At 73.2% G+C, this 14,066-nt stretch carries 13 protein-coding genes and 1 riboswitch; of the genes, 2 read left to right on the top strand and 11 right to left on the bottom strand.

Features of this window, described 5'->3' with window-relative positions:
- Positions 1-5: 5 nt before the first annotated feature.
- The 6 genes from AC0NZQ_RS14855 to AC0NZQ_RS14830 are packed head-to-tail and all read right to left on the bottom strand — an operon-like array spanning position 6 to position 4,463.
- Entirely contained in the window at positions 6-722 is a 717-nt protein-coding gene (locus tag AC0NZQ_RS14855) for a hypothetical protein (protein ID WP_474530655.1), read from the bottom strand.
- Positions 719-1,384 carry a hypothetical protein gene (locus tag AC0NZQ_RS14850; protein ID WP_474530654.1) on the bottom strand — a complete coding sequence of 222 codons (666 nt, stop codon included), beginning with the start codon at positions 1,382-1,384 and terminating at the stop codon, positions 719-721. The genes AC0NZQ_RS14855 and AC0NZQ_RS14850 overlap by 4 nt, the downstream gene beginning before the upstream one ends.
- A gap of 22 nt (positions 1,385-1,406) precedes the next feature.
- Positions 1,407-2,366: an ROK family glucokinase gene (locus AC0NZQ_RS14845; protein ID WP_474530653.1), complete on the bottom strand. Its 960-nt coding sequence runs from the start codon at positions 2,364-2,366 to the stop codon at positions 1,407-1,409.
- On the bottom strand, positions 2,363-2,722 hold the full coding sequence (locus AC0NZQ_RS14840; protein ID WP_474530652.1) for a hypothetical protein: 360 nt from the start codon (positions 2,720-2,722) through the stop codon (positions 2,363-2,365). Before AC0NZQ_RS14840 ends, AC0NZQ_RS14845 begins: the two co-directional genes overlap by 4 nt.
- Entirely contained in the window at positions 2,719-4,020 is a 1,302-nt protein-coding gene (locus AC0NZQ_RS14835) for an ArsA family ATPase (RefSeq protein WP_474530651.1), read from the bottom strand. Before AC0NZQ_RS14835 ends, AC0NZQ_RS14840 begins: the two co-directional genes overlap by 4 nt.
- A complete protein-coding gene (locus tag AC0NZQ_RS14830; RefSeq protein WP_474530650.1) occupies positions 4,017-4,463 on the bottom strand; it encodes an SRPBCC family protein in 447 nt (148 codons plus the stop codon). Before AC0NZQ_RS14830 ends, AC0NZQ_RS14835 begins: the two co-directional genes overlap by 4 nt.
- Positions 4,464-4,608: 145 nt before the next feature.
- On the opposite strand from AC0NZQ_RS14830, the gene AC0NZQ_RS14825 reads away from it, so the two are divergent.
- A complete protein-coding gene (locus AC0NZQ_RS14825; RefSeq protein WP_474530649.1) occupies positions 4,609-6,399 on the top strand; it encodes an AMP-dependent synthetase/ligase in 1,791 nt (596 codons plus the stop codon).
- A 122-nt stretch (positions 6,400-6,521) separates the two neighbouring features.
- Here AC0NZQ_RS14825 and AC0NZQ_RS14820 read toward each other — a convergent pair whose 3' ends face one another.
- From AC0NZQ_RS14820 to AC0NZQ_RS14800, 5 genes are all read right to left on the bottom strand, one after another.
- Positions 6,522-7,652: a glycosyltransferase family 4 protein gene (locus tag AC0NZQ_RS14820; protein WP_474530648.1), complete on the bottom strand. Its 1,131-nt coding sequence runs from the start codon at positions 7,650-7,652 to the stop codon at positions 6,522-6,524.
- Positions 7,649-8,986 (bottom strand): hypothetical protein, encoded by a 1,338-nt coding sequence (locus tag AC0NZQ_RS14815; protein ID WP_474530647.1) that lies wholly within the window; start codon positions 8,984-8,986, stop codon positions 7,649-7,651. Before AC0NZQ_RS14815 ends, AC0NZQ_RS14820 begins: the two co-directional genes overlap by 4 nt.
- Positions 8,987-9,048: 62 nt before the next feature.
- Positions 9,049-10,077 carry a C40 family peptidase gene (locus AC0NZQ_RS14810; RefSeq protein ID WP_474530646.1) on the bottom strand — a complete coding sequence of 343 codons (1,029 nt, stop codon included), beginning with the start codon at positions 10,075-10,077 and terminating at the stop codon, positions 9,049-9,051.
- Between the two features lie 13 nt (positions 10,078-10,090).
- A riboswitch (cyclic di-AMP (ydaO/yuaA leader) is annotated at positions 10,091-10,256 on the bottom strand.
- A gap of 176 nt (positions 10,257-10,432) precedes the next feature.
- Positions 10,433-10,720, bottom strand: a complete 288-nt coding sequence (locus AC0NZQ_RS14805) for a hypothetical protein (RefSeq protein ID WP_474530645.1) — start codon at positions 10,718-10,720, stop codon at positions 10,433-10,435.
- Between the two features lie 131 nt (positions 10,721-10,851).
- A complete protein-coding gene (locus tag AC0NZQ_RS14800) occupies positions 10,852-12,189 on the bottom strand; it encodes an NYN domain-containing protein (protein WP_474530644.1) in 1,338 nt (445 codons plus the stop codon).
- Between the two features lie 69 nt (positions 12,190-12,258).
- Between AC0NZQ_RS14800 and AC0NZQ_RS14795 the strand changes: the two genes are divergently transcribed.
- Positions 12,259-14,025: a DEDD exonuclease domain-containing protein gene (locus tag AC0NZQ_RS14795; RefSeq protein ID WP_474530643.1), complete on the top strand. Its 1,767-nt coding sequence runs from the start codon at positions 12,259-12,261 to the stop codon at positions 14,023-14,025.
- Positions 14,026-14,066 lie beyond the last annotated feature (41 nt).

The raw sequence follows: 14,066 nt of genomic DNA, 5'->3' as shown, positions 1-14,066 counted from the left end.
CGGCGCTACCAGTTCTCCCGGCGTCTCCGTTCGGGCTCGACCGGCTCCGGCGGGACGTCCACGGCTGGCTCTGCGGTCGTGTCCGGCTTGATGCCGGCTCGCTCGCCGACCTCGTCCGGCCGGTTCGTCTCGTCCACGGGCTCGTCCACGGGCTCGTCGTCCGGCTCGTCGGCGAGGGCTTCGCGCAGCGCCTGCCGACCGCCCGCGGCCAGCAGCGCGCCCACCCCGACGGCGAGGTAACCCAGCACCATCGCCCAGGCGCCGATGCCGGTCGCCTTGAGGTAGTCCAGGTAGTCGGGCGGGTTGGAGGCCCGGCCCGTCACCCGCTCCAGCTTCGCCGCGTCGACGCTGAAGACCCGGATCGAGAGCGCGGTCAGCACCAGTCCGGCGAGGCTGATCGCCGCCGCCACGCCCGAGGTGAGGCGCGAGGCCTTCTCGTCGAAGCCGACGGTTGCGGCGGCGGCGAGGGCGGCGACGATGAGGACGGCCACGGCCAACCAGCGGAAGTAGAGCGGCGAGATCCCGAAGCTCAGCACGCCGTAGCGATCGGAGGACTGCAGCCCGGAGATCGTCGTCCGCAGCTCGCTGACCTTCGTCCCGAAGAGGTAGACCCCGCCGAGGCTGTTGCGGAACCACGGCAGCGCAGTCAGGGCGAGCAGGCCGCAGAGGACGCCACCGACGACCAGGCCGAGACCCAGCAGGGTGCGACGCGACCGGCTCATCGGGCCGGGCTCGCCGGGGCCGCCGGGGTCTCCGGGGTCTCCGGGGTCTCCGGGGTCCCGACCGGGGCCAGCGTCAGCTCGGCCCGGACTGCCCCGCCCCGGGTCTCGTGGGCGTCGACCACCGTGATCGTCGGGTGGACGAAGACGCCGCCGGGCAGGGCGGTGAAGCCGGAGGCCAGCGCGTCGGCGGCCACCGAGCCGGGTCGCAGCCCCGCGACGCTGACGATGGCCGGCGGGCGCTGCAGCGACACCTCGTCCAGGGCGGCCAGCAGCTCGACGCTCTGCCGTGCCCGCTCCGACGGCGCCCCCAGCTGGCGCGCACCCCCCAGCACGAACGGCGCGCCGAGCAGCCGCAGCGCCGCCACCGCCGCACCGGGCGGGCGGGGGCCGCGACGACCGCTGAAGGCGATCTCGCGCGTGGCCTCGACGTCCACGCCGAGGCTGGACAGCAGCAGGTTGCCACCGCCGGTCCGTCCCCCGGCCACGACGACGCGCCCGGCCTCGCGGGCCAGCGCGGCGCAGGCCGAGCGCCACCGCAGCAGGCTGGGGGCACCGTGGACCACGGCGACGTCCGGCTGCAGCTCGGCGATCAGGCGGGCGGCCCCGTGCCGGTCCACCGGCAGCGTGTCGGCGTTGACGGCGAGCAGGCGCAGAGACGGCACCCCCGCATCCTGCCCCACCTCGTCAGGAGGCAGGTCGGGCGTACCGGCGGGCGAGATCCGCGGCACCGACCAGTCCGGCGTCCGGACCGAGAGCCGCGGCAGCGACCCGCGCCCGGGGACGGAAGCCGCGGCCGGTGAGGGTGTGCGCGAACTCCTCCCGTGCCGGTCCGAGCAGCAACTCCCCCGCCGCGATCACGCCGCCGCCGATGACGAAGACCGACGGGTCGATCACCGCCGCCAGGTTGGCCAGCCCCCGGCCCAGCCAGCGACCGACCGTCGTGCAGATGGAGGTCGCCGCCGGGTCGCCGGCGGCCGCGGCCTCGGTGACCACGATCCCGGTGAGGGCCTCCAGCGAGCCGGCGCGCGCCACCATCTGCTCGGCCGCCATCGGCGACTCGTGCGCGAGTTCCTTCGCATCGCGGGCCAGCGCCCGCCCCGAGGCGTACATCTCCCAGCAGCCGCGGTTGCCGCAGGCGCAGAAGCGGCCGTCCGGCACGAGGGTCATGTGGCCGTACTCGCAGGCGACGCCGTAGGCGCCGCGGTACACGGTGCCGTTGGCGACCAGGCCGCCGCCGATGCCGGTGCCGAGAGTGACGCAGACGACGACGGGCTCGTCCTTGGCTGCCCCGAAGCGGTACTCGGCCCAGGCGGCGGCGTTGGCGTCGTTCTCGACGATGAGCGGCACCGGGATGCGGTCGGCGAGTGAGTCGCGGAGCTTCTCGTCGCGCCAGGCGAGGTGCGGGGAGAAGAGAACGGTGTTGTGGTCGTTGCTGATCCAACCCGCCGCGCCGATGCCGACGGCGCTGACCTCGCCGTCGGCGCGGTCGATCAACGCCGTGGTGACCTCGACGATCACCTGCTCGGTCTCGGCCACGCCGCCCGGCGTCTCGGCACGCTCCCGGTCGACGATGGCGCCGGACTCGTCGATGAGCCCCGCGGCGACCTTCGTGCCGCCGATGTCCACCCCGATCGCATAGCTCACCGGGAATCTCCTTCGTGGCCGTCGGTCCGGTCGTCCAGCCGAATCTGCTGCACCCGCGGACCGGGTTCGGGACGCGGCCGGGGACGGGGTCGCGGCGTCGCGGTACCGGTGCCGTCCAGCAGCGTCCGGGCGGCGGCCAGCAGCGCCGTCCCGGCCTCGGCGAGCCGGTCGGCGACATCGGGGTTCTCGCCGCGCAGCATGCTGGCGAGCTGGCACAGCGGGCACCACTGGCACTCCGGACCACCGTGCCCGGACTCCGGCGCGGGCAGGTTGCGCTGTGCCCACTGCTGCACCAGCTCCAGCAGCGAGCGACCCTCCGGCTCCGGTGGCGGGTCGGGCTGAGGTGGGGTGGTCACGGCGCGGTCCCGGGGGCTGCGCCGGACGAGTCACCTGCCGGCGGCGCGGGCCGCCGGTACGGCGAGGGACGGTTGGTCGGCCACTTGGCGGGATCGGGCTTGAAACGGACGAAGAGGGCCCGGCCGTCGTAGTGACCCCCCAGCACGGCACAGCGCCGCAGCACGCTGGGCAGCGTCAGCACGCGCCGGTAGGCCCCGACCGTGACGATGAGGTCGTCACCGGCGCGGGCCGCCTCGACCGCGGCACGCTCGGCCAGCGGCAGCGTCATGCGCAGCTCGAAGCCCTCGGCGGTGGCGGTGACGGTGATGAGCTGCGAGTTGTCGGCCTCGGGCAGCGGGTCGGTGCCGGGGAACTCGTCGTAGAGCGCGGCGGCGAGATCGCGCAGCGCCTCAGCCCCGACCGGCTCGGCAGCTCGGTAGCCGACCTCCCGGACGGGCAGCCCGCCGAAGGACTCGCGGATGTTCGCCAGGTGCCGAGCCTGCGCCTGCGCCCAGGCGTTGCGCCACTCGTCCTCGCCGGCCGGGAAGACGCGATTGGCGATGACCAGATCCACCGAGTAGCCGTAGAGCGCGAGCGCGGTGAAGGTCCGGCGCGCCTCCGCCGCGACGACGGCCTCGGGAGTGAGGACCAGCCGCACCGACGTCACGGCCGGATTCCCCAGCAGCGCGCGGACCGCGGCGAGTTCGTCGTTGAGGCGCAGCAGCGCGGCGAAGATGTCGTCCGGCGGGATGGCGTCGCCGCGACCCAGGACCGTGGCGATCGGGCGCATCGAGCGGGCGATGCGACGCTGCGCCGGGAAGACGCGCTCGAGGTACCAACCCAGCGCCTCGGGCAGGGCCAGCAGCCGCAGTGTCTCGGCGGTGGGGGCGCAGTCGACGACGAGGCGGTCCCACTCCCCGGTGACGGCGTACTCGCGGACGGCCAGCAGCGCCAACACCTCGTCGACGCCGGGCAGCACCGTCAGCTCGTCGGCGGTGATCGGGTCGACGCCGCCGCGGGTCAGCATGTCGATCAGGAACGCCTGGACGTCACGCCACGCCAGCTCGAAACGGTTCTGCGTGTCGATCTGGACCGCCCACAGCGACGGCGCCACCTCGGTGGGCTCGTCGCCGAGCGGTGCGCCGAGGGCGTCGGCCAGCGAGTGGGCGATGTCGGTGGAGAGCAGCAGCGTCCGGTGGCCGAGGTCGGCGAGGCGGTAGGCGGTGGCGGCCGCGGTGGTCGTCTTGCCGACACCGCCCTTGCCGGTGAAGAGGACGATGCGCGGACCGGACGCCGCCGACCCCGTCGGCGTGCTCACGCCGCCCGCCGTGACTCGACCCGCTTCTTGAGCTCCTTCAGGGCGGTGTCCAGGACGACCCGCTCGGCCTTGCGCTTGAGCAGACCCAGCATCGGGATCGCGAGATCCACCGAGAGCGTGTACGTGACCGTGCTGCGGCCGGGGCCGTCTGCGCGGATGACGTACGAGCCGTGCTGCGCCTTCATCATCTGGCCGCTGACCAGCTCCCACTCGACCCGCTCGTCACCCTGCCAGCGGTAGACGAGCTCGTAGCGGTCGCGGACGATGCCGGCGTCCAGCACGAAGGCGACCCGGCGGGCGCGGCCGTCGGGACCGCTCTCACGCACCTCGGTGGACTTCACCGACTCGGCCCACTGCGGGTAATGGGCGAAGTCGGCGATCACGGCCATGACCTCCGCCGGGTCGGCGTCGATGGCGATCGACTGCGTCGACTCGTCGGGCATGGGTCCAGAGGTTACCGCCGCACGTGTCCTGCGCGACGTCCCTGTCGCGCCGCTGACATCGACCGATTAGCGTTGACACCCGGTCGCAGGCACCGTCCGGTGTCACCCGCGCGACCGGACCCTTCGCCGAAAGGAAGCCGGACGCGTGCAGGAACTGCATGTCGCGAGCACCATCTCGACGCTGAGCCAGACCAACACCGCTGATTTCGTCTTCGACAACGCCGCTTCGCGACCGGACCACGTCGCGCTGCGGCGCCGCGTCGACGGCGAGTGGCGCGACGTGACGTCCGCCGACTTCGCCGCCGAGGTCGTCGGCGTCGCGAAGGGGTTGATCGCCGCGGGCATCGCGGCGGGCGACCGGGTCGCGGTGATGAGCAAGACGCGCTACGAGTGGACGCTGCTGGACTTCGCGCTCTTCAGCGCCGGGGCCGTCGTGGTCCCCATCTACGAGACCTCCAGCGCCGAGCAGGTGGAGTGGATCGTCAGCGACTCCGGCGCCCGCGGCATCGTCGTCGAGACCGACGAGCACGCCGGCGTGGTGGCCGAGGTCCGCGACAGCCTGGACAAGCTGGAGCACGTCTGGACCATCGACTCCGGCGCCATCGACGAACTCGTCGCCGGTGGCGCCGAGATCGCTGACGCCGACGTGGAGGCGCGCCGCACCGCCGTCACCCTCGACGACCTGGCCTCGATCATCTACACCTCGGGCACCACCGGACGTCCCAAGGGCTGCAGCCTGACGCACCGCAACTTCGTCGTCGAGGCCGTCGAGCTGCGCAACCTGCTCGAGGACTTCTTCAACGCCGACACCTCGACGCTGCTCTTCCTGCCGATCGCGCACGTCTTCGGCCGCGTCATCCAGATCGGCTCCATCACCACCGGCTGCACGCTGGGGCACACGCCCGACGTGAAGAACCTCGTCGAGGACCTGGGCGGCTTCAAGCCGACCTTCGTGCTCGCCGTGCCGCGGGTCTTCGAGAAGGTCTACAACACCGCCAAGCAGCGGGCCCACGGCGACGGCAAGGGCAAGATCTTCGACCTCGCCGAGGCCGTGGCCGTGAAGTACTCGGAGGCCACCTCGACGGGCTCGGCCCCGCTGCTGCTGCGGCTGCAGCACGCGCTCTTCGACAAGCTGGTCTACGGCAAGCTCCGCGCCGCCCTCGGCGGCGAGTGCGAGGCGGCCGTCTCCGGCGGCGCCCCGCTGGGTGCCCGGCTGGGACACTTCTTCCGCGGCATCGGCGTGCCGGTCTACGAGGGCTACGGCCTCACCGAGACCTGCGCCGGCGTCACCGTCAACCGTCCGAACGCCTTCAAGGTGGGGACGGTCGGCCGTCCCGTCGGCGGCACGACGGTCCGGGTCGCCGAGGACGGCGAGCTGCTCTTCAAGGCGCCCCACATCTTCACCGGGTACTGGCAGAACGCCGAGGCCACCAAGGAGGCGCTCACCGACGAGGGCTGGTTCCACACCGGCGACATCGGTGAGATCGACGACGACGGCTTCGTCCGCATCACCGGTCGCAAGAAGGAGCTCATCGTCACCGCCGGCGGCAAGAACGTCGCCCCCGCCGTCCTGGAGGACCGGGTCCGCGCCCATCACCTCGTCAGCCAGTGCCTCGTGGTGGGTGACCAGAAGCCGTTCATCGCGGCTTTGGTGACCATCGACCCGGAGGCGCTGCCGGCCTGGCTGGAGAAGCAGGGCAAGCCGGCGGACACCCCGATGGCCGACCTGGTCGACGACGAGGCACTGCGCGCAGAGGTCCAGGGCGCGATCGACTCCGCCAACAAGGCCGTCAGCAAGGCCGAGTCCATCCGCAAGTTCGTCCTGCTCCCCGAGGACTGGACCGAGGAGGGCGGCCAGATGACGCCGTCGCTGAAGGTCAAGCGCAATGTCGTGCACAAGGAGAATGCGGACGAGATCGCCGCGCTCTACGGCTGACCACTGTCGGTTTTGGCGGGCTGACTTGGTATGACAAGTCAGCCCGCCACAACCGTCTCGACTCCCTCGCCGGTTGTGGCGGCTGAGGCTCGGATGTGAGCGTGATCCGCCAAAACCGGGGGTCAGGCGTCGAGCAGGGACCGCAGCTTCGCGGCGAGGACGTCACGGTTCCAGTCCCGCGCCACCCATTGCCGTCCGGCGGCGCCCATCCGGGCCCGCAAGGCGGGGTCGCGCAGCAGGGTGGCGAGGACCGACGCGACCTCGCTCGGCCGCCGGCCGTCGACCAAGAACCCGGTCTCGCCGTCGCGGACGGCGTCGGGGGCGCCGCCGGAGTTGCCGACCACCACCGGCAGTCCCGCGGCCGAGGCCTCGAGATAGACGATGCCAAGGCCCTCGACGTCCAGTCCGCCGCGCCGGGTGCGGCAGGGCATGGCGAAGACGTCGCCGACGGCGAAGTGTGCGGGCAGCTCGGCGTACGGGACGCTGCCGGTGAAGACCACGTCGGCGGCCACCCCTTCCCGACGCGCCATCGCTTCGAGCTTGGTGCGGTAGGGACCGGCTCCGACGAGGAGCAGGACAGCCTCCGGCACGGCGCGCCGCAGCAGCGGCAGTGCCTCGACGAGGGTGTCCTGTCCTTTGCGGGGCACCAGGCGGGAGACGCAGACGACTACCGGCCGGTCACCGAGCCCGTACCGGGACCGAAGCTGCCTTGAGTCGATGTCGGGATGAAAAGTCTCGACGTCAACTCCAGGTGTGAGCTGAACCAGCTCTGGGTGGGTACCGAGCGGGCCGTTCAACCGCCGTCGGAAGTACTCACCGAGGTAGGTGACGACGTCCGCGCCGTTGCCGATACGCCGCAGGGCCTGCCGTGCCCCGGGCAGCATCGCCCAGCCGGCCTCGTGGCCGTGGGTCATGGCGAGGACGCGCTCGGCCCCGGCCGCCCGCAGCGCCGGGCCCAGCACTCCCAAGGGCGCCGCGGCACCGAACCAGACCGCGGTGCAGCCGTGCTCGCGCAGCAGTTCGACCGCACGATGCCGGACCCGCGGCGTCGGCAGCAGCATCCCGGTCGGGTGGCGGACCACCGGGAAGGGTTGCTCGGCGTCGAACTCGGCGGACCCCTCGTGGTCGCTGGCGAAGACGACCAGCGAACCCGGCGGCTGCCGGACCGCGAGCTGGTGCACGAAGGACTGGATGCCACCCTGCCGCGGCGGGAAGTCGTTGGTGACCACCAGCGTGCGCCGGTGCGCGTTCACGACAGCTCCGCCCGGACGTACGCGCGCGTACGGGCCAGGAACACGGCCGGCGTCTCCCCCAGCACCGAGCGGACCGCAGCGGCCACCGCCTCGTCGCTCGGGACGGCCTCGGCGCCGACGGCCCGGTAGAGACGGACCAGCGCAGCCTGCCCGTGATCGGCGGCGACGCGCCGGCACGCCAGCCAGGAGAGCTCGTAGGCGGCCGCCGCCGTCCCCGCGGAGGCGAACGACGCACTGTCGGGCAACGACGCCGGTACCCCCGAGCGGCGGACGAGAGCTGCCAGCTCGGCCGCCGCCGCCCGGACCGGGCGTTCGTTGCCGAGGTAGCCGACATAGTCGGCGAAGCCCTCGACCAGCCAGGTGGGCGTCGAGGTGGTGGTGGCGCGCGCCATGGCCACGTGGGTGATCTCGTGCTGCAGCAGCAGTCGGCCACCGGTCTCACTCAGCCGACTGAACTGCGTGGGATCGACGACCACCCGCTGACCAAGGAGAGCACCGCTCAGCGGGTCCGTGCCGGAGGAGACCGCCAGCGCGGCCACCCGAGCACCACCGTCAGCCGAGCCGTCAGCCGACCCGCCGTCGGCCGAGCCATCAGCGGCCGAGGCCAGCGAGGCGGCACGCTCGGCGCTGCTGGCCGGGACGACCACCGCCACCCGCCGGCTCCAGCCGGTTCCCACCACGGAGGTCACCCGCGGCACGGCCCTGTCGACATCGGCGACGATGCGGGGCAGCAGCGCCGTCACTTCGGGGTGAGCGAGGACGAGGGTCGAGCCTCCGGTCCGGACCACCACCGGACCGAAGTCCCACGGCCCGCGCCAGCTCTGTCCCCCGGCATCGGCCAGGTCGCTGTCGGAGACGACCGCCACCCCGGAGCCGCGGCGCACGAAGGTCCACCAGAGCTCGTGACTGTCGGGGGCAGTGTCGATTCCTCGCAACCGGTAGCCGAGCGAGACCCGCATGATCACCGCGCTGTCACCGTGCTCCCGACGGGCCTGGCGCTGGGCGTCGGGATCGTCCACCCGAGGCCCGAGGCTGTACGACCAGGACGCCAGCGGGACCCCGGCGAGATTGCCGAAGACCGTGCCCTGCCGGTCTCGATACGCACCGCTGAGATCGGCGAGGAAGGCGCCACGATCTCGGTCGCGCAGGGCGGCAGCGTGCCGGACCAGCAGTGCGGCGACCTCGGCACGCGTCGGCGGACGGCCGGCGTCGTCGTCGCCGGAACAGGCGGCCGCCATGCCAGCCACCAGCAGCAAGACCATGACGATCGCGACCCGGAGACGACGACGCCGCGGTGCGCTCTCGCGCACCGCGGCGTGGTGTCGAACCGTCACCTGCGCAGTATGCCGTCGGCGTCCGGTGGCCGGGACCGCCGGTGCGCGCAGGAACTCAGGGATCAGCCGAGGTGGGTGGCACCCACGATGTCACCGCTGAACCGGCTGACCGGGACCACGGTGACGGGCTGACCCTCGGTGGGAGCCGAGACCATCATGCCGTCGCCGATGTAGATGGTGACGTGACCGATGGGCTGGTACATGAAGATGAGGTCACCCGGGCTCAGCGAGTCCAGCCCCACGTGCTTGCCGTAGTTGTACTGGTCCGCGGCCGAGTGGGGCAGGCTGACGCCGCCGGCCTGCCAGGCCTTCATGGTCAGGCCGGAGCAGTCGTACGCGCCGGGGCCCTCGGCACCGAAGACGTAGGGCTTGCCGACCTGGGCGATGGCGAACTCGACGGCACGCTTGGCGGCGGCGCTCACGCCACCGGGCAGGTCCTTGATCTTGCTGACGTCGACCGTCGGGTTCGTGCTGCGGTTGTACGCGGCCCGCTCGCGGGCGTTGAGGGTGCCGAGCAGCGTGCGGTACTTCGAGATCTGCTTCTCGACGGCGTCCTTCTTGCCGGCGATGCCGTCGCGCTCGCGCTTGGCGGCGGCCAGCAGCGAGGCGGCCTTCGCCGACGTCGAGGTGGCGGTCTCGCGGGCGGTCTGCAGCCGGGACACCACGTCGGCGTCGTAGTTGGAGATCAGGCTCAGCGTGTCGAGGCGGTCGAGGTAGTTCGGACCGCTGTCGCTGTCCAGCAGCGCCCCGGCCGCACCCAGCGACCCGGCGGTGTACGCGGCCTGGACGTTGCGGGCGAAGGCGACGTTCGCGGCGTGGTACGCGGTCTCGGCGCGGGCGGCGGCGGCACGGGCGGCCGACGCAGCCTTGTCTCGCTTGCCGACCTGCACCCGGGCGTAGTCGTAGCGCTCGACCAGCTGCGAGTTCTGCAGGGCCAGCTTGCCGAGCGTCTTCTGGACGTCGGCGACGGTCGGCTCGCGGTGCGGAGCAGTCGGCGTGGCCGACGCGATACCGGGGGCCATCGCGGCCCCGGCAGCCAGTGCCGCGACGACGATCGCGGGACGGGCTCGATGAGTGAAACGGTTCGCCACGATTCGGCGGAGCTCCTTCTTCCTCGGCCGCCTACCGGGTTAGCTGACGGGTTCGGGCCAGGAAGTAGCCCTACGGTGCGGCGGCGGGCAAGGATGCGCCCGTCGACGAACCGATTCACCCCGGTACTGATTGGGTCCCCGGTTTACCGATGACGTGCCGATTCCGGTGCGGAACGCGCGTCGTCGTGTGGTTGTAATTCGGCGGAACCTGCACGGCGACGGCCGGACGACCGCCTGCAACCGTTTAGGTCTCGGAAAGGTTACGACGCGCCCCCGACCCGGTGCAACGCGGGGTGTGGGCGTGTCGAGGCGATGCGGGTGACATGTCTGAAATGTCCCGCGCCGCAGCTGCGTCCTAGGCGATGCCGCGACACTTCCCCGGCAGCTCGTCGGTATCACCACCCCCGTCACCCCAGTCGCTGACAGCCAGCGGTTCGACCAGACGCAGCGGAGGTACCAGGCCGGCGTCGGCGAGGTGGCCCAGGGCGGCGAAGGCGTCGTCGTCGAGGGTGACCGCGTCGTGGCCGGGCCCGGTCCGGTGGCGGTGGGCCGGTATCGGCGGCGCGGACGACAGCAGCATCGAGACGACACAGTCGCCGCACGCGATGTCACGCGCGACACAGGTGGTGCAGTCGATCAACATCGGGTGCTCCTCAGCGGCCTACGCCGCAGTCACCGACGGCAGGGATGCCGTCCTGCGCGCACGGTAGGAGCCGGGTCCGACAGTTTTCGCACGCCGACGGCCACGGCCGCCTCGCCGGCGGACCCGGGACGTCAGGCGAGCCGCTGCAGCAGCAGCGCGGACGCCGCCGACCAGACCTCGTCCCGGGCGGTGTCACGGACGATCTGGCGGTCGCTGGTGACGACGACGACCGGACGGCCCGCAGGCTCGGCGGCCACCAACCGTCTGATCAGGTCGTCGGCGATCTCGTCCTCGGCGCTGAAGAGCACCCGCACCCCGCGCGGCGCCGGCGGCTGCACCACGGGGCGGGCCGCGCCGTCCCAGACCACGGTCACCTCCGCGCCGGTCCGGCCGGCGAGTGCGGCGAGCGCGCCGGCGAGCCGGGCTCGCTGGTCGGCCAGCGCGAGGTCGGGATAACCGGCTTTGGTGACGTTGTAGCCGTCGACCACGAGATGGACGTGAGGCAGCTGCAGCACACCGTCCAGCGCCGCCGTGTCCGCGACCACGCGCCCGGCCGGACGAGTGGGGCCGCCCGCACCGGCGACGGTGTCGGCGGGGGCGATCGCGGGCGGGGCGAGGGAGAGTTCACGCCGCAGTCCCGTCGCCGCCCGGACCACGGTGTCCACCAGCAGCCAGAGCCGGGCGTCGTCCAGCTCGCGTTCGGTGCGGCTGCCCCGCCGGGCCGCCTCGACCGCTCGCCCGGCCTGCGTCAGCTGATCCTGCAGCCGGTCGCGATCGGCGGCCGCGGCCGCCCGGGCCTGCTCGATCTCCCGCTGCGCCGATCCGGCCGCCTCGCGGAGCGCCACCAGCGCGGCGTCCCGCTCCCGCTCGGCGGCCCGGAGCTCGCGAGTGCGGTCCCGCACGGTCCGGCGCAGCGTCGCGACCTCGTCCTGCACGTCGGCGACCGCCTCGGCCGCGGCCCGCTGCACGGCCTCGCGGATTCGGCCGGCCTCGCCCTTGGCGGCGGCGCGGAGCTCGGCCACCTCGGCCCGCAGCCGGCCGACCTCCGCCGTGGCGTCGTCGTCGGCGGCGCTCTCGACCTGCCAGCGCCGGGTCGCGGCCGCGAGCAGCTGCTCCCAGCCGTCGGGGCGCAGCAGGTAGGCCAGCACGGCGACGTCCAGCGGGTCGCTCGCCGCCGTCGCGGCCGCGTCCCCGACACCGGCCCGGACCGCGGCCGCCAGCTCGGGAGCGGCGTGCTCGGCCGCCGCCGCGACGCGGTCGCGGAAGTCCGCGTCGGTCTCCAGCACCCCGGTGAGGGCGGTGGCCCCGAGCCGCCTGCGCTTGGCCGGGACGAAGCGAGCGACGGCACGCAGGCTCGCCGGCACCTCGTCGACGGCGAGCCGACCCAGCACCTCGTCCGCGACGTCCAGCAACCGGACGCGGGCCGGCTCCACCAGCCCGATCGGGCCCTGTCGTCCGTCCGCGCTCACGGCCCCACGGTACGTAACGGCGCGCGTCGCGATCCGGTTTCGTCGTACCCCCGTCCTAGCGTGCCGATCATGACGGCGCTCCCCCGGCACGCGCAGCTGAGCTTCGACGAGCTCGGCGAACCACTGCACGCCACCACCTTCGTCGTGGTGGACCTCGAGACGACGGGCGGCGCGGCCCAGAGCGACGCGATCACCGAGGTCGGCGCCGTCAAGGTCCGCGGCGGCGCGGTGCTCGGCGAGTTCCAGACGCTGGTCAACCCGAGGCGCACCATCCCGGCCTTCGTCAGCGTCCTCACCGGCATCACCGACGCGATGGTGGTGCGGGCCCCTGATCCGGCCGAGGTGGTCCCCTCCTTCCTGGAGTTCGCCCGTGGCTGCGTCCTCGTCGCGCACAACGCGCCCTTCGACGTCGGCTTCCTCAAGGCCGCCTGCGCCGAGCTGGCACTGCCGTGGCCCGGCTTCGCGGTGGTCGACACCGCAGTGCTGGCCCGGCGGGTGCTGACCCGCGACGAGGTGCCCAACTGCAAGCTCGGCACGCTGGCCCCGTTCTTCCGGGCCGCCACCACCCCGACGCACCGCGCCCTGGACGACGCCCGCGCCACGGTCGACGTGCTGCACGGTCTCATCGGCCGGCTCGGCAACCTCGGCGTCCACTCGCTGCCGGAGCTCCGCTCGTTCACCGCGCAGGTCTCCGAGGCGCAGCGGCGCAAGCGCCACCTCGCCGACGGCATGCCGTCCCGACCCGGCGTCTACATCTTCCGGGACGCCCACGGCGTTCCGCTCTACGTCGGCACCAGCCGCAACCTGCGTTCGCGGGTGCGGCAGTACTTCGTCGCCAGCGAGACCCGCTCGCGGATGGGCGAGATGATCGGGCTGGCCGAGCGGGTCGACCCGATCGAGTGCGCACACGCCCTCGAGGCGCAGATCCGCGAGCTGCGCCTCATCGCCGCGCACAAACCGCGGTACAACAAACGGTCCAAGTTCCCGGAGCGCGCGGCGTGGCTGAAGCTCACCGTGGAACCCTTCCCCCGGCTGTCGGTGGTCCGGGCCGCCCGCGCCGACGGCGCCTCCTACCTCGGCCCGCTGCGCAACCAGCGGCAGGCCGAGATCGTCCGGGACGCCATTCACGACGCCGTCCCGCTGCGGCAGTGCAGTGACCGGCTCTCGCTGCGGCGCGTGGTCCGGGCGGCCTGCGTCCTCGCCGGCATCGGTCGGTGCGGTGCACCATGCGAGACCCTCAGCGGCGGCACCAGCCCCGAGCAGTACGCGTCGCTCGTCGGGCTGGTCGCCTCGGCGTGGACCGGGGACGTCCGACCGCTCGTCGCCCCGCTCGAGGCCAAGCTCGCGGAGCTGGCCGGCGCCCAGCGCTACGAGCAGGCCGGGGTCGTCCGGGACCGGATCACCACCGTCGTCCGCGCCATCGCCCGTATGCAGCGCCTCTCCTCGCTCCGCGGGGTGGCCGAGCTCGTGGGCGCGCGCCCGGACGGCGACGGCGGGTGGGAGCTTGCGGTGATCCGCTCGGGCCGGCTCGCCGCGGCCGGGGTCGCAGCGCGCGGCGTGCCGCCGTGGCCGGTGATCGAGGCGCTCCGCGCCACCGCGGACGTCGTCGACCCGTCCCACGTCCCGCTGGCGGAGGAGACCGAGTGCATCCTGCGCTGGCTGGAGGAGCCCGGCACCCGGCTGGCCGACGCCAGCGACGGCTGGACGATGCCGGCGTTCGGCGCCGGCTGCCTCACCCGCTACCTCGGCGGCTCGGGTCGCCGCGACACCGTGGATCCGTTCGCCGACCGCCGACGGCTGCCGATGGCGGCCCGTCCGGCCCGCGCCACGGCCTGACCCGGACGGCGGCTAGGGTCGCCAGACAGCATTTTTCCGCA

Source organism: Jatrophihabitans sp. sgz311053, assembly GCF_056135305.1.
This window is presented reverse-complemented; position numbering and strand designations above follow the sequence as displayed.